Below are 20,614 nucleotides of genomic sequence, written 5' to 3'. Positions count from 1 at the left end.
GAGAATGACCCACGTTTGCGCTTGGGTAATATTCGACGAAGGGTCGCTTTCAGTCTTTTTGTTGCACCAACTTTTTTATCTGTCCCGGCATCTAAGCTCTTTTAACCCGAGCAGCGGGGATGGAACGGCACACCTTCGTGCCACGCGGGCGCTCTTTCAGAAAAGCGCCTGATTGAAAACCGGGTCGGCAATGCGTTGCCGGCCCACTAGCCAAAGGCTCTGGAATTACCATGTCCGATCGTTTCGAACTCTTCCTCACTTGCCCCAAAGGCCTTGAAGGCCTGCTCATCGAGGAAGCCGTCGGGCTTGGCCTTGAAGAAGCGCGCGAGCACACCTCCGCCGTGCGTGGCATGGCGACCATGGAAACCGCCTATCGCCTGTGCCTCTGGTCGCGTCTGGCCAACCGCGTGTTGCTGGTGCTCAAGCGTTTCCCGATGAAGGACGCCGAAGACCTCTACCACGGCGTGCTCGACATCGACTGGCAGGATCACATGCTCAGCGACGGCACCCTGGCCGTTGAATTCAGCGGCCACGGCTCGGGCATCGACAATACCCACTTCGGCGCGCTGAAAGTCAAAGACGCCATCGTCGACAAACTGCGCACGCCGCAGGGCGATCGTCCATCCATCGACAAACTCAACCCGGACCTGCGTATCCACCTGCGTCTGGATCGCGGCGAAGCGATTCTGTCCCTCGACCTTTCCGGCCACAGCCTGCACCAGCGCGGCTATCGCTTGCAGCAGGGCGCGGCGCCGCTGAAGGAAAACCTCGCGGCGGCAATCCTCATTCGCTCCGGTTGGCCGCGTATTGCTGCCGAAGGTGGCGCACTGGCTGACCCGATGTGCGGTGTCGGTACGTTCCTCGTCGAAGCCGGGATGATTGCCGCCGACATGGCGCCGAACCTGCGTCGCGAGCAGTGGGGCTTTACCGCGTGGCTCGGTCACGTGCCGGCACTGTGGAAAAAACTCCATGAAGAAGCCGTCGAGCGTGCCGCCGCCGGTCTGGCCAAACCGCCGCTGTGGATTCGCGGTTACGAAGCCGACCCACGATTGATTCAGCCAGGCCGCAACAACGTTGAGCGCGCCGGCCTCAGCGAGTGGATCAAGATCTACCAGGGCGAAGTGGCGACCTTCGAGCCGCGCCCGGACCAGAACCAGAAAGGTCTGGTGATCTGCAACCCGCCGTACGGCGAGCGTCTCGGTGACGAAGCCAGCCTGCTGTATCTCTATCAGAACCTCGGCGAGCGTCTGCGTCAGGCCTGCCTGAACTGGGAAGCGGCGGTGTTCACCGGCGCCCCGGATCTGGGCAAGCGCATGGGTATCCGCAGCCACAAACAGTATTCGTTCTGGAACGGCGCGCTGCCGTGCAAACTGCTGCTGATCAAGGTTCTGCCCGATCAGTTCGTCACTGGCGAACGTCGCACTCCGGAACAGCGTCAGGCCGAGCGCGAGCAAGCGGCTTACGATCAGACCCCGGACGAGCCGCAAGAGCGCAAGTTCAACAAGAACGGCAACCCGATCAAGCCGACGCCAGCCCCGGCGCCAGTGATTGAGCAGCCGCGCTTGAGTGAAGGCGGGCAGATGTTTGCCAATCGCTTGCAGAAAAATCTCAAGGCAATGGGCAAGTGGGTCAAGCGCGAAGGCATCGATTGCTACCGCGTCTATGATGCCGACATGCCGGAATACGCGATGGCCATCGACCTGTACCACGACTGGGTGCACGTTCAGGAATACGCCGCGCCGAAATCCATCGACCCGGAAAAAGCCTCGGCGCGCATGTTCGATGCGCTGGCGGCCATTCCGCAGGCGTTGAACGTCGACAAGAACCGCGTGGTGGTCAAGCGCCGCGAGCGGCAGAGCGGCACCAAGCAGTACGAGCGTCAGGCTGCGCAGGGCAAGTTCGTCGAGGTCAATGAAGGTGGCGTGAAGTTGCTGGTCAACCTCACCGACTACCTCGACACCGGCCTGTTCCTCGATCACCGGCCGATGCGTATGCGCATTCAGAAAGAGGCGGCCGGCAAACGCTTCCTCAATCTGTTCTGCTACACCGCGACCGCCAGCGTACACGCGGCCAAGGGCGGCGCGCGCAGCACCACCAGCGTCGACCTGTCGAAAACCTATCTGGACTGGGCGCGGCGCAACCTGTCGTTGAACGGCTTCTCCGACAAGAACCGTCTGGAGCAGGGCGATGTGATGGCGTGGCTGGAAAGCAGCCGTGACGAATACGACCTGATCTTCATTGACCCGCCGACGTTCTCCAACTCCAAGCGCATGGAAGGCATCTTCGATGTGCAGCGCGATCAGGTGCAGTTGATCGACTTGGCGATGGCGCGGCTGGCACCGGGTGGCGTGCTGTATTTCTCCAACAACTTCCGCAAGTTCCAGTTGGAGGAAAACCTCGCCGAGCGTTATGCGGTCGAGGAAATCAGTGCGCAGACCATTGATCCGGATTTCGCCCGCAATACCAAGATCCACCGCGCCTGGAAAATCACGGCTCGTTGACGCTTTCACTGGTTGGATCCACAGAGCGTTGATTTTTAACGGCTCGGTGGATCCAGCGGTGCTAGCTAAATTAGTGGCTAATAGCTATAACTCACACACCGCCAATGGGGTTTTCCCGCAAATCTGGCGGAGTGAGTCGTGCTTATGCCGTTGCACCCCGTGCGCCCGAAAATCCTCGGTTTCATCAGTGAAGACGTCTCAGCCTGGCTGGTCGCTTTGCTGGTGTTGCTTGCCGGCGGGATTCTCACTGGGCTGCTCGCATGGGGCACCTTCAACCAGTTTCAGCAACAATCGCGTCAGCGTTTCCAACTGCTGGCCAACGAACGCTACAGCCGCATCGCCGAACGTTTTCAGGACCAGGAGCAACGTCTCGATGGTCTGCGCCGGTTCTTCGCCAACTCCGAATCGGTGTCCCGCGCTGAATTCGATGGTTACTCTCGACCCTTATTGCTGCGCACCCAAGCCTACACTTACGCGCCGCGAGTCAGCGGTGCCGAACGGGCCGCGTTTGAACAGCAGGTACGTGATGAAGGCCTGAGCGAATTCACCATTCGCGAACTGGACGCCAAAGGCGAATTGCAACTGGCGCCGCCGCGCGACGAATACGTGCCGGTGCTCTACACGCAAACCCAGAGCCGACTGGCGCCTCCGCTGGGCTACGACTTGCTCGCCCAACCCTTGCGCCGCGAAACCCTGCAACGCGCCGACCAGCTCGGCAGCATGGCGGTGTCGCAACCGATGCATCTGGTCGGGATCGAGCCGTCGTATGCGCGTGGTGTGCTGCTGCTGGCGCCGGTCAGTCGCGCTGGAGAGTCGCAGCCGTTCGGCTATGTGATGGCGGTGATCAGCATGCGCCAGTTGCTCGCCGACGGGCTGCCCGATGCCCTGCACGATTATTTGTCGGTGCGCATTCTCGACCTGTCGACCCAAGGGCAGCACGAGGCGTTGTTCGAATCGACCAACGAAGCGGTGCCCGGCGATCTGGCGGCGACGCGCTTGCTGCGCATGGCCGATCATGACTATCAGGTCGATATCCTGCCAAGCTACGCGTTCATGCAGGCCAACCATTCTTCGGTGGGCAGTGTGATCATTCTGGGCGGCTTGCTCAGCGCGCTGCTCAGTGCCTTGCTTTACGTACTGGTCAGCCAGCGTCAGCGCGCAGTGCGCCTGGTCGAGGTGCGCACCCAGGAGTTGCATGAACGCGAGCAGGAACTGCGCGGCACCCACGGTCAACTGCGCGGCGTGCTGAATGCCGCCACTCAGGTCGCGATCATTGCCACCGACCTGCGCGGCGTGATCAACACTTTCAATCCCGGTGCCGAGCAAATGCTCGGCTACAGCAGTGCCGAAGTCGTTGGGCGGATGACCCTGGAAAACCTGCATTTGCCCCGCGAGCTGGCAGCGCGTTCGGCGGAGCTGAGTGCGCGCTACGGCAAAAACATTCCGACTTGCCACGCGATGCTGGTCGAGGGCGGCGAAGTCGGCGGCCATGAAGCGCGCGAGTGGACCCTGGTGCGCAGCGATGGCAGTCACCTGCCGGTGAACATGCTCGCCACCCCGGTGCTTGACGAGCAAGGCCTGTGGGTCGGTCATCTGGCGATCTGCATCGACATCACCGAGCGCAAACGCGTGCACGAAGTGCTGGCAGCACGCGACACATTGCTGAAGAAGCTCAGCGCCCATGTTCCCGGTGGCATCTACCAATTCAAGATGGAATTCGACGGACGCTTCAGCGTGATCTACGCCAGCGATGGCATCCGCGAAATCTACGAGCTGGAACCGGATGTGCTGCTGCTCGACTCCGAGGCGATCTTCAGTCGTATCCACCCGCAGGATGCGATTCGCGTGCGCAGCTCGATCCGCGAATCGGCGGAAAACCTCAGCCCTTGGCGCGAGGAGTACCGCGTGCAACTGCCCGAGCGCGGTCTGCGCTGGGTGCGCGGCGAGGCGACACCGGAAGAGCTGCCGGGCGGCGGGGTGCTGTGGCACGGTTATATCTCGGATATCTCCGATCTCAAGCGCGTGGAAGAAGAATTGCGCGCGTTGTCGATCACCGACTCGCTGACCGGCATTCACAACCGCCGCTATTTCCAGGAACGCCTGACCACCGAAATGGCCCGGGTCGAGCGTGGCGGCGGCGAGCTGTCGGTGATCATGCTCGACATCGACCACTTCAAGCGCATCAACGATCAGTTCGGCCACGCCGTCGGCGACCGCGTGCTGCAGGCAGTCTGCGAGCGGATCGGCCATCGCCTGCGCCGCACCGACGTGTTCTGCCGTTTGGGCGGTGAAGAGTTCATGGTGCTGTGCCCGGATATCGACGGTGAACACGCCTACATGCTGGCGATGGAGTTGTGGGAAGGTTTGCGCAGCGCGCCGGTGGACGTGGTCGGCTTGGTCACCGCGAGTTTCGGCATCGCCAGCTGGCGCCCGGGGGAGGGCGCAGATGCATTGTTGCTGCGCGCCGACTCAGGGGTTTACGCAGCGAAGCAGAATGGCCGGGATCGGGTTGAGCGGGAGATGAGCTGATTCCAACCTGACACCTGATCCTGTGGGGCAGAGGGGACCTGGCGCTGATTTTCTGTGGGAGCGAGCCTGCTCGCGAAAGCGGTTTGACAGTCACTGAACATGCTGCCTGAACTGACGCCTTCGCGAGCAGGCTCGCTCCCACAAATGAATCTGCCGCGCTTACAGCACCGAAGCGGTCTGCGGCAGTTTCGGCTGTTTGTACAGATCCAGCAGCACCTGATCGAGTACCGACGAGGCGCCGAACGGGGCCTTGTCGTTGAGGATCGCTACCACCGCCCAGGTATTGCCATTCACATCACGGCTGAAGCCAGCAATCGCGCGCACGGTGTTCAGGGTACCGGTCTTGACGTGCGCCTCACCGCGCATCGCCGTGGTTTTCAGGCGTTTGCGCATGGTGCCGTCGGTGCCGGCAATCGGCAGCGAGCTGATGTACTCGGCGGCGTACGGGCTGTGCCAGGCGGCTTGCAGCATGTTGGCCATCTCACGCGCGCTGACCCGCTCGGCCCGCGACAGACCGGAGCCGTTCTCCATCACCAGATGCGGCGCGGTGATGCCTTTCTTCGCCAGCCACTGCCGCACCACGCGCTGCGCAGCCCGGGCGTCATCACCGTCGGCATCGTTGCGGAAACGCTGACCAAGGCTGAGGAACAGCTGCTGGGCCATGGTGTTGTTACTGTATTTGTTGATGTCGCGGATGATCTCGGCCAGATCCGGCGAGTACGCGCGGGCAAGCAGTTTGGCGCCGCTCGGCGTTGGCGCCAGACGATCCTTGCCCTGAATGCTGCCACCCAGCTCCTTCCAGATCGCGCGGACGGCGCCGGCGGTGTAGGTCGCGTGGTCGAGCAGCGACAGGTAGGTCTGCGAACTGCAGCCTTCGCCCAACTGGCCGCCGACGGTTACGGTCACGCTGCCATCGGCCTGCGGCACCGGGTTGTAGCGCACGCCGCCGGTGCATTGCTTGGACGGCAGCGCCTTGACGGTGTTTTCGATGCGGATGCTGGCAATCGGCGGCTCAACCGAAATCAGTACGCGGCCACCGTCATTGCGCGCAACAAAGCGCAGGGCCTTGAGGTTGACCAGCAATGAGTCGGGTTTGACCAGGAACGGCTTGTTGTCGTCGTTGCCGTCATCGTTGAATTCCGGCAATTGCGGCTGCACGAAGAAGTTGCGGTCGAGGATCAGGTCGCCGGTAATCTGGGTCACGCCGTTGGCGCGCAGGTCGCGCATCAGCAGCCAGAGTTTTTCCATGTTCAGCTTCGGGTCACCGCCACCCTTGAGGTAGAGGTTGCCGTTGAGAATGCCGCCGCTCAGGTCGCCATCGGTGTAGAACTCGGTTTTCCACTGATGGTTGGGGCCGAGCATTTCCAGCGCCGCGTAGGTGGTGACCAGTTTCATTGTCGAGGCCGGGTTGACCGAGACGTCGGCGTTGAACACCGTCGGCGTGCCCGGACCGTCGAGCGGCACCATCACCAGCGACAGCGCAGTGGGCTGCAACTTGCTGGCCTTGAGGGCTTTTTCGACGTTCGGGGTGAGGGAAGTGTTGATGGTGGCAGCGGAGACAGGCAGGGCCAGAGGCAGAAGAAGGCCGGCGAGAAACAGTGGACGCAACGATTTGATCATATGCAATAAAACCCTGCAAAAGAGGGGAAAAAAGACGAGGACATGGATGAAAAGGCCCTCAGTGGTCATGAAAGTGTCGGCATTATGCCCCAAGCTGTAACAGCTTGTGCCGTGTCAGGCCCGGCCAATCGCTTATTTTTTTACAGGCGGTCGGCCGCAGCGACCAGAGAGTCGGGCAATCGCCGGCTTAAACTGGTAAAGTGCCGGCCGTTATTACTTAAGAGGATTGTTCCAATGGCGACTAACCGTTCCCAGCGTCTGCGCAAAAAACTGTGCGTTGATGAATTTCAAGAGCTGGGTTTCGAATTGAACCTGGACTTCAAAGAAGACTTGTCCGAAGAAGCCATTGACGCTTTCCTCGAAGCATTCATCAAAGAAGCCATGGAAGCCAACGGTCTGGGTTATGTTGGCGGCGACGACTTCGGTCTGGTGTGCCTGCAGAAGCGTGGCTCGGTCAACGAAGAGCAGCGTGCTGCCGTTGAAGCCTGGCTGAAAAACCGCTCCGAGCTGACCAAGTACGAAGTCAGCCCGCTGCTGGACGTGTGGTATCCGGAAAAGCCGATCAACGCGGCCAAGTGATACTGAAAAAACGGCGACCTTCGGGTCGCCGTTTTTTTTCGTCTGGGGTTTGAGTGTTCGGTTTGAGATTTGCGGTGGAACTGCCCCTCACCCCAGCCCTCTCCCCGAGGAGAGGGAGCCGACTTGCGGGCTTTTCAAAACCTGAGTTCGACTCGATATCCCACGTTGGCGTATGTCTTCCAGACACCTCGGTCAGTCCCCTCTCCCTTTGGGAGAGGGCTAGGGTGAGGGGCTTTTGATCTTTTGCCTTAAGCTTTGCGCCAATTGAGGATCAGCAAGGTCAGCACCCCCGCCACAATCCCCCAAAACGCCGAACCAATGGAAAACAGCGTCAGCCCCGACGCCGTGACCATGAAGGTGATCAACGCCGCTTCCCGTTCCTTCACCTCGCTCATGGCAATGCTCAAGCCATTGATGATCGAGCCGAACAGCGCCAGCGCGGCAATCGACAGCACCAGTTCCTTGGGCAACGCCGCAAACAATGCCGCCAACGTCGCGCCGAACACCCCGGCAATCCCGTAGAACACCCCGCACCACACCGCTGCGGTGTAGCGCTTGTTGCGATCTTCGTGGGCATGCGGGCCGGTGCAGATCGCCGCGCTGATCGCTGCGAGGTTGATGCCGTGGGAGCCGAACGGCGCCAACAGCAGCGAGGCAATGCCGGTGGTGGTGATCAGTGGCGAGGCCGGGACGTTATAGCCATCGGCGCGGAGCACGGCGATGCCGGGCATGTTCTGCGAGGTCATCGCCACCACGAACAGCGGAATGCCGATGCTGATGGTCGCCGCCAGTGAAAAGTGCGGGGTGGTCCAGACTGGCGTGGCAACTTCCAGATGAAACGCACTGAAATCCAGCAGCCCCATGAAGCCCGACAGCGCGGTGCCGATCAGCAGCGCCGCGAGCACGGCATAGCGTGGCGACAGGCGCTTGACCAGCAGATAGGTGAAGAACATCCCCAGCACCAGACCGGTACGGTGTTGCGCGGCGACGAAGATTTCGCTACCGATCTTGAACAGAATCCCTGCCAGCAGAGCTGCCGCCAAAGAAGCCGGGATCTTTTTCACCAGCCGTTCGAAGCTGCCGGTCAGGCCGCAGATCGTCACCAGCACCGCGCACGTGATGTAGGCGCCGATCGCCTCGCCGTAACTGACGCCCCCCAGGCTGGTGATCAGCAACGCCGCGCCGGGGGTCGACCAGGCGATGGTGATCGGTGTGCGATAGCGCAGCGACAGGCCGATCGAACACACAGCCATGCCGATCGAAATCGCCCAGATCCACGAGGAAATCTGCCCGCTGGTCAGCCCGGCCGCTTGCCCGGCCTGGAACATCAGCACCAGCGAACTGGTGTAACCGGTCATCATCGCGATGAAACCGGCGACGATGGCGGAAGGCGATGTGTCGGCCAGAGGGCGCAAGCGAGCTTGGATGGCGTCGGTCATGACGGCGGTGTTCCTTATACCAATGGAGATGTCCGCCACAACACAGAACCTCTGTGGGAGCGAGCCTGCTCGCGAAAGCGGTAGGTCAGTCAACATTCATAGTGAATGTGGAATGGCTTTCGCGAGCAGGCTCGCTCCCACGGGAGGATTGCGGTCATTCAGCGGATTCTGCGATCAAGCCTAAACTCAAACGTAACCCAGCGTTGCAATACAGCCGCAGGCGCAAACAGCCGTACAGTCGTGTTGCCACCATTCATTGTGTACAATCGCGCTGTTTTTTACGCGATACTTGCCAGCGACCTACTGTGCCGTATTACAGTCACGGTCTATTCGCCGCAGTTTTCCCGACTCGAGTGCCCATGAACGAACAGTTGCAACCCCTCAAGAAACAACCGCGAGCAGGCAAAGCCGGCCGCAGCGGAACCCAGGACGATATTGTCTACGCGCATATCTTCGAGGCCATCCTCGAACAGCGTCTGGCGCCCGGCACCAAGTTGAGCGAAGAAGCGCTGGGGGAAATCTTCGGGGTCAGCCGCACCATCATTCGCCGCGCGCTGTCGCGTCTGGCCCATGAAGGCGTGGTGCTGTTGCGGCCCAATCGTGGTGCCGTGGTCGCCAGCCCGAGCGTTGAAGAGGCGCGTCAGGTGTTTCTCGCCCGGCGTCTGGTCGAGCGGGCGATCACTGAACTGGCGGTGCAACATGCCACTGCCGAGCAGATCGCCGAACTGCGGCAGATGGTCAACGACGAGCGCGACAGTTTCTCCCGTGGCGATCGTGGTGCCGGTATTCGTCTGTCGGGCGAATTCCACCTGAAACTGGCGGAAGCGGCGATGAACGCACCGTTGATCAGCTTCCAGCGCAGCCTGGTGTCGCAGACCTCGCTGATCATTGCCCAATATGAAAGCGGCAACCGCTCGCATTGCTCGTACGACGAACACACGCAGCTGATCGATGCCATCGAAAAGCGCGACGGTGAACTGGCGGTGAACCTGATGATGCATCACATGGACCACATCGACAGCAAGCTCAATCTCGACGAGGAAGGCGCGTCGGATGATCTGCATGCGGTGTTCTCGCATTTGTTGCAGACCAAGAAGCCGGGGCGTCCAGCGGCCAAGCTCTAAGCTGAAACCGAGTCGCGGCTTTCGCGAGCAGGCTCGCTCCCACAGGAGAATGCATTTCAAAGGTGGGAGCGAGCCTGCTCGCGAAGACAACCTGACCGGCAACAAAAATCCCCCGGGGTAAACACCGCCGGGGGATTTTTTATGCTCTGGAAAAACTCAGCGCTGATGCACCAGCGCCCCCGCCGCATACGTCTGCGCCACCGTCCGGTCATCCCCCAGCGTCATCAGTACAAACAACGTCTCGGCAATGTTATTGGACTGCTTCAAGCGGTAGCTCAGCAGCGGCGTGGCGTTGTAATCCAGCACCAGGAAGTCGGCATCCGAACCCGGTTGCAGGTTACCGATCTTGTCTTCCAGGCGCAGCGCCCGCGCACCACCCAGCGTCGCCAGATACAGCGACTTGAACGGGCTCAACCGCGCACCCTGCAATTGCATCACCTTGTAGGCTTCGTTGAGGGTTTGCAGCAGTGAGAAACTGGTACCGCCGCCAACGTCGGTGCCGAGGCCGACATTGAGCTTGTGCTTTTCCGCCATCGGCAGGTTGAACAGGCCGCTGCCGAGGAACAGGTTCGAGGTCGGGCAGAACGAGATCGCCGAGCCGGTTTCCGCCAGTCGCGCGCATTCTTCGTCACACAGGTGCACGCCGTGGGCGAATACCGAGCGTTCGCCAAGCAACTGGTAGTGATCATAGACGTCGAGGTAACCCTTGCGCTCCGGGAACAGCTCTTTGACCCACTCGATTTCCTTGAGGTTTTCGCTGATGTGGGTCTGCATGTACAGATCCGGATATTCCGTCAGCAATTGCCCGGCCAGGGTCAGTTGTTCCGGGGTGCTGGTGGGGGCGAAGCGCGGCGTCACCGCATAGTGCAAGCGACCCTTGCCGTGCCAGCGCTCGATCAGCGCCTTGCTGTCGACGTAGCTGGATTCGGCGGTATCGACCAGATAATCCGGGGCATTGCGGTCCATCATCACCTTGCCGGCGATCATGCGCAGATCTAGCTTTTCCGCCGCTTCGAAAAACGAATTCACCGATTGCGGGTGCACGCTGCCGAACACCAGCGCCGTGGTGGTGCCGTTGCGCAGCAGTTCCTTGATGAAAATATCGGCCACTTCGTCGGCGTGGGCCTTGTCGCCAAACTGGCTTTCGCAAGGAAAGGTGTAGGTGTTCAGCCAGTCGAGCAGTTGCTCGCCGTAGGAGCCGACCATGCCGGTCTGCGGCAGGTGAATGTGTGTGTCGATAAAGCCCGGTGTGATCAGCGCATCCTGATAATGGTTGATCTCGATATCTGCCGGCAGGGTTGGCAGCAGTTCGCTGGCGTGGCCGAGGGCGCTGATCTTGCCATCGTCGATCACCAGCAGGCCGTCCTCGAAATATTCATAAGAGGCTTCGATGCCGACTTCGGCAGGGTCGGCGATGCTGTGCAGGATGGCGGCGCGGTAGGCTTTGCGAGTCAGAGGCATGAGGGTTCTCTAATCAGTTTGAGGCTTTGAGTTTGGCGGCCTGGCTGCGGCGCGAGGCGGGCAGCAGTCGGGCAATCGGTTCGGCGCGGGCGCTGTGCTGGCCGAAATTGGCGTTGTAAGTGGCGATGATTTCGCCGGCGATGGAAATGGCGATTTCCACAGGCAATTTGCCTTTGACTTCGCCGATGCCCATCGGGCAGCGCATGCGCTGCACCACGCTCGGGTCGAAACCACGATCACGCAGACGGTGTTCGAATTTGGCGCGTTTGGTTTTCGAGCCGATCAGGCCGAACCAGGTGAAATCGTTACGCTTGAGAATCGCCGCGGTCAGCTCCAGATCGAGCTGATGATTGTGGGTCATGACGATGCAGTAGCTGCCGGCAGGCAGGTCGTCGACTTCATCTACCGGCTCTTCGCTGACGATTTTACGCACGCCGTGAGGGACGTGTTCAGGGAACTCGGCCTCGCGCGAATCGATCCAGCGCACCCGGCAGGGCAGGCTGGCCAGCAGCGGCACGAGGGCGCGACCGACATGGCCTGCACCGAACACGGCAATCTGCGCCTGCACCTGGCCCATCGGTTCGAACAGCAACACCGTGGCGCCGCCGCAGCACTGGCCGAGGCTGGCACCGAGGCTGAAGCGCTCCAGATGGGTGTCCTGCTTGCCGCTGGCGAGCATCTCGCGGGCGATCTGCATGGCTTTGAATTCCAGATGCCCGCCACCGATGGTGTCGAACATCCGGTCGGCGCTGACGACCATTTTCGAGCCGGCATTGCGTGGCGTCGAGCCGAGTTCTTCGATGATCGTCACCAGCACACAGGGCTCGCCCTGATTCTGCAGGTCGGCGAGGGCGTCGATCCAGTTGTACATGTTCACCTCGACATCTTCGTTGTCTGTGCCGGCCTCTTCGCGAGCAGGCTCGCTCCCACATTGGCAATGCATTCCAAATGTGGGAGCGAGCCTGCTCGCGAATAGCCGCGCCTCGGTCCTAGAGCGGAGCCAGCTCGGTTTCAGCTTCGACAGCCTTCACCGCTTTGAGCTGGCGCATCTGCTCGCAGCCCCACAACACCCGCTCCGGCGTGGCCGGCGCATCGATCTTCGGCTGATGCTGATAATCACCGAGGCTCGCCACCGCGTCCTTGATCGCGCACCAAGCGGCGATGCCGAGCATGAACGGCGGTTCACCGACGGCTTTGGAGTGGAACACCGTGTCTTCCGGGTTCTTGCGGTTCTCCACCAGTTTCACCCGCAGATCCAGCGGCATGTCCGCCACCGCCGGGATCTTGTAGCTGGCCGGGCCGTTGGTCATCAGCTTGCCCTTGTTGTTCCAGACCAGCTCTTCCATGGTCAGCCAGCCCATGCCCTGGACGAAACCGCCCTCGACCTGACCGATGTCGATCGACGGGTTCAGCGAGGCGCCGACGTCATGCAGGATGTCGGTGCGCAGCATCTTGTACTCGCCGGTCAGGGTGTCGACGATCACTTCGCAGCAGGCTGCGCCGAAAGCGAAGTAATAGAACGGACGCCCACGGGCCTGACTGCGGTCGTAATAGATTTTCGGGGTCTTGTAGAAGCCAGTGCTCGACAGCGAGACCTGATTGAAATACGCCTGCTGGATCAGCGCTTCGAAGGTCAGGATCTGCTCGCGCACCCGCACGTGGCCGTTGCGGAATTCGACGTCTTCTTCGCTGACTTTGTAGTGCCGCGCGGCGAATTCGACCAGGCGTTGCTTGATGGTCTGTGCTGCGTTCTGCGCGGCTTTGCCGTTCAGGTCGGCGCCGCTGGAAGCAGCGGTCGGCGAGGTGTTTGGCACCTTGTCGGTGTTGGTCGCGGTGATCTGCACACGGTCGATTTCGACCTGGAACACTTCCGCCACGACCTGAGCGACTTTGGTATTCAGGCCCTGACCCATTTCCGTACCGCCGTGGTTCAAGTGGATGCTGCCGTCGGTGTAGATGTGGATCAGCGCACCGGCCTGATTGAGGAAACTGGCGGTGAAGGAAATGCCGAATTTCACCGGGGTCAGCGCCAGGCCTTTTTTCAGGATCGGGCTGTTGGCGTTGTAGCGACGGATCGCTTCGCGGCGCTCGGCGTACTGGCTGCTTTCTTCCAGTTCGGCGGTCATCTCTTCGAGCATGTTGTGCTCGACGGTCTGGTAGTAGTGGGTGACGTTGCGCTCGGTCTTGCCGTAGTAATTGGCCTTGCGCACCGCCAGCGGGTCGAGTTTCAAGTGCCGGGCAATCGCGTCCATCACCTCCTCGATGGCGACCATGCCTTGCGGGCCACCGAAGCCACGGTAAGCGGTGTTCGACGCGGTGTTGGTCTTGCAACGGTGACCGTTGATGGTCGCATCGCCGAGGTAGTAGGAGTTGTCCGAGTGGAACATCGCCCGGTCGACGATCGAAGCAGACAAGTCCGGCGAGCAACCGCAGTTGCCGGCCAGCTCCATGTTGATCCCGTGCAGACGGCCGCTGCTGTCGAAACCGACATCATATTCAACGTAGAACGGGTGGCGCTTGCCGGTCATCAGCATGTCTTCGACGCGCGGCAGGCGCATCTTGGTCGGTTGGCCAGTGAGGTGCGCGACCACCGCGCACAGGCACGCCGGGCTCGCGGCCTGGGTTTCCTTGCCACCGAAACCACCGCCCATGCGGCGCATGTCGACAACGATCTTGTTCATCGACACGTCGAGCACTTCGGCGACCAGTTTCTGCACTTCGGTCGGGTTCTGCGTCGAGCAGTAGACGATCATTCCGCCATCTTCGGTAGGCATCACCGAGGAGATTTGTGTCTCCAGATAGAAGTGCTCCTGGCCGCCGATGTGCAGCGTGCCCTGAATGCGGTGTTCAGCCGTGGCCAGCGCCGAAGCCGAATCGCCGCGCTGATGGGTGTGGCTGTCGAGCACGAAATGGCGTTTGCGCAGGGCTTCGACGACGTCGAGCACCGGTTCCAGATCCTGGTATTCGATGATCGCGGCCATCGCTGCTTTGCGCGCGGTTTCCAGGTCTTTCGCCGCGACCGCCAGCACCGGTTGGCCGACAAACTGCACGTCATCGATCGCCAGCAGCGGGTCGCCCGGCATCAGCGGGCCGATGTCTTTCAGGCCCGGCACGTCTTCGTGGGTGATGACGATGCGCACGCCTTCGAAGGCGTAGCACGGCGACGTGTCGATGCTGAGGATTTTCGCATGGGCGCGGTCCGACAGGCGTGCATACAGGTGCAATTGGTTGGGGAATTCCAGGCGATCATCGATGTACTGCGCTTCACCGGACACATGCTTGGCGGCGCTGTCGTGCTTGACGCTGCGGCCGACACCGGTGGTCAGATCCTTGGCGAACAGTTCGGCCAGTTCAGCCTGGGTCTTCTCTACGGCGTGATGGTTAGACATAAGCGGTCACCCGAGTCTCGATGTGCGGTGTTTGCAGTTCGATGAAGTATTTGCGCAGCAGGTTCTGCGCGCTGAGCAGGCGATATTCCTTGCTGGCGCGGAAGTCCGAGAGCGGCGTGAAGTCTTCGGCCAGCGCGGCGCAGGCGCGTTCGATCACGGCGTTGTTGAAAGGTGCACCTTGCAGCACGGCTTCGCAGTGCGCAGCGCGTTTCGGAATCGCCGCCATGCCGCCGAAGGCCACGCGCGCGTCGCTGATCACGCCATTTTCCACGCGCAGATTGAAGGCAGCGCAGACGGCGGAGATGTCGTCATCCAAGCGCTTCGACACTTTATAGGCACGGAACAACTGCTCGGCGCTGGCGCGCGGGACGATGATTTTTTCGATGAACTCGCTTTCCTGACGCGCGGTGACGCGATAGTCGATGAAGTAATCTTCCAGGTTCAAGGTGCGGCGGGTTTCGCCTTTGCACAGCACGATCTGCGCGCCGAGGGCGATCAGCAGCGGTGGCGAGTCACCGATCGGCGAGGCGTTGCCGATGTTGCCGCCGAGGGTGCCTTGATTGCGGATTTGCAACGAAGCGAAGCGGTGCAGCAGTTCGCCGAAGTCCGGGTACTCGGCATTCAAGGCCTCGTAGCAGTCGGAGAGGGCGGTGGCGGCGCCGATTTCGATGCGGTCATCGAAGGTTTCGATGCGCTTCATTTCGGCGACGTTACCGACATAGATCATCACCGGCAGAGTGCGGTGGAACTGGGTGACTTCCAGCGCCAGATCGGTGCCGCCGGCGAGCAGCCGCGCTTGTGGATAAGCGTCGTAGAGATCGGCCAGGTCAGCGACGGTCAGCGGCACCAGGCAGCGCTTGTCGCCGCTGTTGAGTTCGCCGATATCGGTCGGCGCGATGGCCTTGAGGCGGGCAATGGTTTCGGCTTCGCGAGCGTCGAACTGATCCGCTGGCTTGGCGCAGCAGGATTGTTCGGCAGCGGCCAGAATAGGGCGGTAGCCGGTGCAGCGGCAGAGGTTGCCGGCCAGCGCTTCGTGAGCCTTGGCCTGATCCGGCGCATCGCTGTTCTTTTGCAGGGCGAACAACGACATCACGAAACCGGGGGTGCAGAAGCCGCACTGCGAACCGTGGCACTCGACCATGGCTTTCTGCACGCTGTGCAGTTCGCCTTTGTGCTTGAGGTCTTCAACGCTGATCAGTTGTTTGCCGTGCAAGGACGAGACGAAAGTCAGGCACGAATTGAGGCTGCGATAGCGAATATGTTCACGCCCCGTATCATCGGTCTGCAACTCGCCAACCACCACGGTGCAGGCGCCACAGTCACCGCTGGCGCAACCTTCTTTGGTGCCGGGCTTGCCTACGTGTTCACGCAGGTAATTGAGCACAGTCAGATTCGGGTCCAGGGCGTGCTCGCTACGGAGTTCCTGGTTAAGTAAAAACTGGATCACGGAAGGCCTCGCAGACTCATTATTGTTGTTAACCGACGTGAACCGAATTTAGCAGGTCTGACTTTTCGGTCAATGGTTTTCTGACTTAAGGGTCAGGAAAAACCGTTTCGTCGATCAACAGCGTGTCTATTCAGTATTGACCTTCATCGGTCACTGCGCTTTTTTGCGGGATTCGTGCCAAAAACCGCTGAGTGGGCACTCCGCCATGACCGTGCATTTGCGCTACACTGCGCCGCTTGTGCAGATCGATAGAGTTTGAAGGACAACCATGACGTTCAAGGCGCCGGACAGCCTCGCCGAGCAAATCGCTCACCACCTCGCCGAACGCATCATTCGTGGCGAAATGAAGCCAGGAGAGCGCATCCAGGAACAGAAGGTCACGCTGGCGCTCAACGTCAGCCGCGGTTCGGTCCGCGAAGCCTTGCTGATCCTCGAGCGCCGTCACCTGATCGCGATCCTGCCGCGTCGTGGCGCCCACGTTACCGAGCTGACGCCGCACAAGGTGCAGAGCCTGTGCACGCTGATGAGCGAGCTGTACATCCTGCTCGGCAATTCCGTGGCCAATGGCTGGCAAGTGCAGTCGGACATGGCGCCGTTCGTGCAGATCCAGCAGCGCCTGACCGCCAATTACGAACGCGGCGACATCCGCAGCTTCGTCGATGACAGCTTCGCGGTGATGCGCGCCGCCTATCCGTTTGCCAACAATCCGTACCTGCAAGAAACCGTCGAGAACCTCCAGCCGGCGATGAGCCGCGCGTATTTCCTCGCCCTCGAACAGCGCAAGGCGGAAATGAGCGAATTCCTCGAACTGTTCGAACGCTTGCTCGCCGCCGTACTCGCCCGTGATTTGCCGCAGATCCGCATCGTGCTCACGGCGTATGCCCAGCGCAGCTGCGATCTGGTGGTGTCTGCGCTGACGGTTGCCTGAGCGTGCGGCTGAAGTGCATCAAACTGGCGGGGTTCAAATCCTTCGTCGACCCGACCACGGTGAACTTCCCCAGTAACATGGCGGCGGTCGTCGGGCCGAACGGTTGCGGCAAGTCGAACATCATCGACGCCGTGCGCTGGGTGATGGGCGAAAGTTCGGCGAAGAACCTCCGTGGCGAATCGATGACCGACGTCATCTTCAACGGTTCGACCAGCCGCAAACCGGTGAGCCAGGCGAGCATCGAACTGGTGTTCGACAACTCCGATGGCACGCTGCTCGGCGAATACGCGGCCTATGCGGAAATTTCCATCCGCCGCAAAGTCACCCGCGACAGCCAGACCACTTATTACCTCAACGGCACCAAATGCCGTCGACGCGACATCACCGATATCTTCCTCGGCACCGGCCTTGGCCCGCGCAGCTACTCGATCATCGAACAGGGGATGATCTCCAAGCTGATCGAATCCAAGCCCGAAGACCTGCGCAATTTCATCGAAGAAGCCGCCGGCATCTCGAAATATAAAGAGCGCCGCCGCGAGACCGAGAACCGCATCCGCCGCACTCACGAGAACCTCGCCCGCCTCACCGACCTGCGCGAGGAGCTGGAGCGCCAGCTCGAACGTCTGCACCGTCAGGCCGAGGCGGCGAAAAAGTATCAGGAACTCAAGGCCGAAGAGCGTCAGCTCAAGGCGCAACTGTCGGCCCTGCGCTGGCAGGATCTTAACGAGCAGGTCGGTCAGCGCGAGTCGATCATCGGCAACCAGGAAGTCAGCTTCGAAGCGCTGGTCGCTGAACAGCGTAACGCTGATGCGGCCATCGAACGCCTGCGCGACGGTCACCACGACCTGTCCGAGCGCTTCAATCTGGTGCAGGGCCGCTTCTATTCGGTCGGCGGCGATATCGCCCGGGTCGAGCAGAGCATTCAGCATGGCCAGCAGCGGTTGCGCCAGTTGCAGGACGATCTGAAAGAAGCCGAACGCGCGCGTCTGGAAACCGAATCGCACCTTGGCCACGACCGCACGCTGTTGCTGACCCTCGGCGAAGAGCTGGACATGCTCACGCCAGAACAGGAAGTCACCAGCGCCGCCGCCGAGGAAGCCGCTGCGGCCCTCGAAGAAGCCGAAACCACCATGCACGGCTGGCAGGAGCAGTGGGATGCTTTCAACCTGACCGCTGCCGAACCGCGCCGTCAGGCTGAAGTCCAGCAGTCGCGGATCCAGCAGCTGGAAAGCAGCATGGAGCGTCTGGCCGACCGGCAGAAACGTCTCGCTGAAGAGCGCGCGTTGCTGTCCGCCGACCCGGAAGACGCGGCGATCATGGCGCTCAACGAGCAGCTCGCCGAGTCCGAAGCGACCCTCGAAGATTTACAGACCAGCGAAGAAGCGCAAGTCGAAAAGCTTGAACAACTGCGTCAGGAATTACAGCAAGCGTTGACCGCACAGCAGCAGGCGCAGGGCGATCTGCAGCGGCTCAACGGTCGTTTGGCGTCGCTGGAAGCCTTGCAGCAGGCCGCGCTCGATCCGGGCACCGGCACCGCCGAATGGTTGAAGGAACACAATCTCGCCGAGCGTCCGCGCCTGGCCGAAGGCCTGAAGGTAGAGGCCGGTTGGGAGCTGGCGGTGGAAACCGTGCTCGGCGCCGATCTGCAAGCGGTGCTGGTCGACGATTTCAGCGGTTTTGATCTGTCCGGTTTCACTCAAGGCGATTTGCGCCTGCTCAGCCCGGCCAGCGGTGGCGTGCGGGTGGCGGGCAGCCTGCTGGACAAAGTCGAGGCGCAGATCGATCTGTCGCCGTGGCTCGGCCAGGTCAAACCGGTCGACAGCCTTGAACAGGCGCTGGCCTTGCGCGGCCAGTTGAGCGCCGGGCAAAGCCTCATCAGCCGCGACGGCTATTGGGTCGGTCGACACTTTTTACGCGTACGTCGCGCCAGCGAAGCGGAAAGCGGCATGCTCGCCCGTGGCCAGGAAATCGAAGACCTGCAACTGGAGCGCGAAGAGCGCGAAGCAACGGTCGAAGCCATGGAAACCCGTCTGCAAACCTTGCGCGCGCAACAGCGCCAGCAGGAAAACGGCCGCGAACATCTGCGCCGCTTGCTGCAGGACGAAGCGCGCCAGCAAGGCGAACTGAAAGCGCAGTTGTCCGCCGGCAAGGCCAAAGCCGAACAGCTGACATTGCGCCGCACCCGTCTCGATGAAGAACTGGTCGAACTCGCCGAACAGCGCGAGCTTGAGCACGAGCAGGTCGGCGAAGCGCGCATGAATTTGCAGGAAGCGCTGGACGCCATGGCGCTCGACACCGAGCAGCGCGAGTTGCTGCTGGCCCAGCGCGACAGCCTGCGCGAGCGCCTTGATCGCGTGCGTCAGGAAGCGCGGCAGCACAAGGATCACGCCCATCAATTGGCCGTGCGTCTCGGCTCGTTGCGCGCCCAGCATGACTCCACGCGACAGGCGCTGGAGCGTCTGGAGATGCAGGCCGAGCGCCTGACCGAAAAGCGCGAACAGTTGAGCCTGAATCTGGAGGAGGGCGAGGCGCCGCTGGAAGAGCTGCGTCTGAAACTCGAAGAACTGCTCGACAAGCGCATGACCGTCGATGAAGAACTCAAGACCGCGCAGATCGCCCTGGAAGACGCCGATCGTGAATTGCGCGACGCGGAAAAACGCCGCACCCAGGCCGAGCAGCAATCGCAGTTGATTCGCGGCCAGCTCGAACAGCAACGCATGGAGTGGCAGGCGCTGACCGTACGGCGCAAGGCTTTGCAGGATCAATTGCTCGAAGATGGCTACGATCTCAACGGCGTGCTCGCGACATTGACCGCGCAAGCCAGTGAACGCGAAGCCGAAGAAGAACTCGAACGCATCAACGCGCGGATTCAGCGCCTGGGTGCGATCAACCTCGCGGCCATCGACGAATACACGCAACAATCGGAGCGTAAACGTTATCTGGATGCGCAGGACGCCGATCTGGTCGAGGCGCTGGAGACCCTGGAAAACGTCATCCGCAAAATCGATAAGGAAACCCGCAACCGTTTCAAAGATACCTTTGATCAGATCAACGGTGGTTTGCAGGCACTTTTCCCGAAAGTTTTCGGTGGCGGGCGCGCGTATTTGGAACTGACGGGCGAAGATCTACTCGATACAGGGGTGACGATCATGGCGCAGCCGCCCGGGAAGAAGAACAGCACCATCCATTTGCTCTCCGGCGGCGAAAAGGCCCTGACTGCATTGGCCCTGGTTTTTGCCATCTTCAAGTTGAACCCGGCGCCGTTCTGCATGCTCGATGAGGTTGACGCGCCACTGGATGACGCTAACGTTGGACGCTACGCACGCCTGGTCAAAGAGATGTCGCAGACCGTGCAGTTCATCTACATCACCCACAACAAGATCGCCATGGAAATGGCCGAGCAGTTGATGGGTGTGACGATGCATGAACCGGGCTGTTCGCGACTGGTGGCGGTGGATGTCGAGGAGGCGATGGCGATGGTGGACGCCTAGCGGCGCAGCTGCAGGTTACAAGCTCCAAGCTGCAAGTGGACGGCTTGTGGCTTGGAGCTTAAAGCTTGTAGCTGCGAAGCCTTTGATCGTGCTAGTTTAATGTCAA

Annotated in this window: 12 protein-coding genes; 6 read left to right on the top strand and 6 right to left on the bottom strand. The window is 61.1% G+C overall.

Annotation, left to right across the window (positions count from 1 at the left end):
- Window positions 1–230 precede the first annotated feature (230 nt).
- Window positions 231–2,501 carry a bifunctional 23S rRNA (guanine(2069)-N(7))-methyltransferase RlmK/23S rRNA (guanine(2445)-N(2))-methyltransferase RlmL gene (gene rlmKL, locus D6877_RS17085; RefSeq protein WP_024012311.1) on the top strand — a complete coding sequence of 757 codons (2,271 nt, stop codon included), beginning with the start codon at window positions 231–233 and terminating at the stop codon, window positions 2,499–2,501.
- A 144-nt stretch (window positions 2,502–2,645) separates the two neighbouring features.
- Complete coding sequence (locus tag D6877_RS17080) at window positions 2,646–5,030, top strand: diguanylate cyclase (protein ID WP_130911540.1); 2,385 nt, start codon at window positions 2,646–2,648, stop codon at window positions 5,028–5,030.
- 159 nt (window positions 5,031–5,189) lie between these two features.
- Here the strand turns inward: D6877_RS17080 and dacB are convergent, their stop codons facing one another.
- Window positions 5,190–6,650, bottom strand: a complete 1,461-nt coding sequence (gene dacB / locus D6877_RS17075) for a D-alanyl-D-alanine carboxypeptidase/D-alanyl-D-alanine-endopeptidase (RefSeq protein ID WP_024012313.1) — start codon at window positions 6,648–6,650, stop codon at window positions 5,190–5,192.
- Between the two features lie 234 nt (window positions 6,651–6,884).
- On the opposite strand from dacB, the gene D6877_RS17070 reads away from it, so the two are divergent.
- A complete protein-coding gene (locus D6877_RS17070) occupies window positions 6,885–7,229 on the top strand; it encodes a YggL family protein (protein WP_016773843.1) in 345 nt (114 codons plus the stop codon).
- 248 nt (window positions 7,230–7,477) lie between these two features.
- Here D6877_RS17070 and D6877_RS17065 read toward each other — a convergent pair whose 3' ends face one another.
- Window positions 7,478–8,668 carry a benzoate/H(+) symporter BenE family transporter gene (locus tag D6877_RS17065; RefSeq protein ID WP_130911539.1) on the bottom strand — a complete coding sequence of 397 codons (1,191 nt, stop codon included), beginning with the start codon at window positions 8,666–8,668 and terminating at the stop codon, window positions 7,478–7,480.
- A 359-nt stretch (window positions 8,669–9,027) separates the two neighbouring features.
- On the opposite strand from D6877_RS17065, the gene D6877_RS17055 reads away from it, so the two are divergent.
- A complete protein-coding gene (locus D6877_RS17055) occupies window positions 9,028–9,792 on the top strand; it encodes a GntR family transcriptional regulator (RefSeq protein WP_007918375.1) in 765 nt (254 codons plus the stop codon).
- Between the two features lie 156 nt (window positions 9,793–9,948).
- Here D6877_RS17055 and guaD read toward each other — a convergent pair whose 3' ends face one another.
- The 4 genes from guaD to xdhA all read right to left on the bottom strand — a co-directional run bounded on the left by guaD (window position 9,949) and on the right by xdhA (window position 16,089).
- The gene (gene guaD, locus D6877_RS17050; protein WP_122506510.1) at window positions 9,949–11,253 is read right to left on the bottom strand and encodes a guanine deaminase; all 1,305 of its coding nucleotides are present in this window, start codon (window positions 11,251–11,253) and stop codon (window positions 9,949–9,951) included.
- A 13-nt stretch (window positions 11,254–11,266) separates the two neighbouring features.
- Window positions 11,267–12,124, bottom strand: coding sequence for a xanthine dehydrogenase accessory protein XdhC (gene xdhC, locus D6877_RS17045; protein WP_130911537.1), 858 nt, complete (start codon window positions 12,122–12,124; stop codon window positions 11,267–11,269).
- Between the two features lie 118 nt (window positions 12,125–12,242).
- Window positions 12,243–14,642, bottom strand: coding sequence for a xanthine dehydrogenase molybdopterin binding subunit (gene xdhB, locus D6877_RS17040; protein WP_130911536.1), 2,400 nt, complete (start codon window positions 14,640–14,642; stop codon window positions 12,243–12,245).
- The gene (gene xdhA / locus D6877_RS17035; RefSeq protein WP_122602796.1) at window positions 14,635–16,089 is read right to left on the bottom strand and encodes a xanthine dehydrogenase small subunit; all 1,455 of its coding nucleotides are present in this window, start codon (window positions 16,087–16,089) and stop codon (window positions 14,635–14,637) included. Before xdhA ends, xdhB begins: the two co-directional genes overlap by 8 nt.
- 268 nt (window positions 16,090–16,357) lie before the next feature.
- On the opposite strand from xdhA, the gene D6877_RS17030 reads away from it, so the two are divergent.
- Both D6877_RS17030 and smc read left to right on the top strand, forming a co-directional pair.
- Complete coding sequence (locus tag D6877_RS17030; protein WP_039763015.1) at window positions 16,358–17,017, top strand: GntR family transcriptional regulator; 660 nt, start codon at window positions 16,358–16,360, stop codon at window positions 17,015–17,017.
- 2 nt (window positions 17,018–17,019) lie between these two features.
- A complete protein-coding gene (smc, locus tag D6877_RS17025) occupies window positions 17,020–20,508 on the top strand; it encodes a chromosome segregation protein SMC (RefSeq protein ID WP_130911535.1) in 3,489 nt (1,162 codons plus the stop codon).
- Window positions 20,509–20,614 lie beyond the last annotated feature (106 nt).

It is taken from the genome of Pseudomonas sp. Sample_9, from assembly GCF_004307535.1.
GTDB lineage: Bacteria > Pseudomonadota > Gammaproteobacteria > Pseudomonadales > Pseudomonadaceae > Aquipseudomonas > Aquipseudomonas mercuritolerans.
Note: the sequence above shows the minus strand (reverse complement) of the source record. Positions and strands in the feature narration are given on the sequence as shown.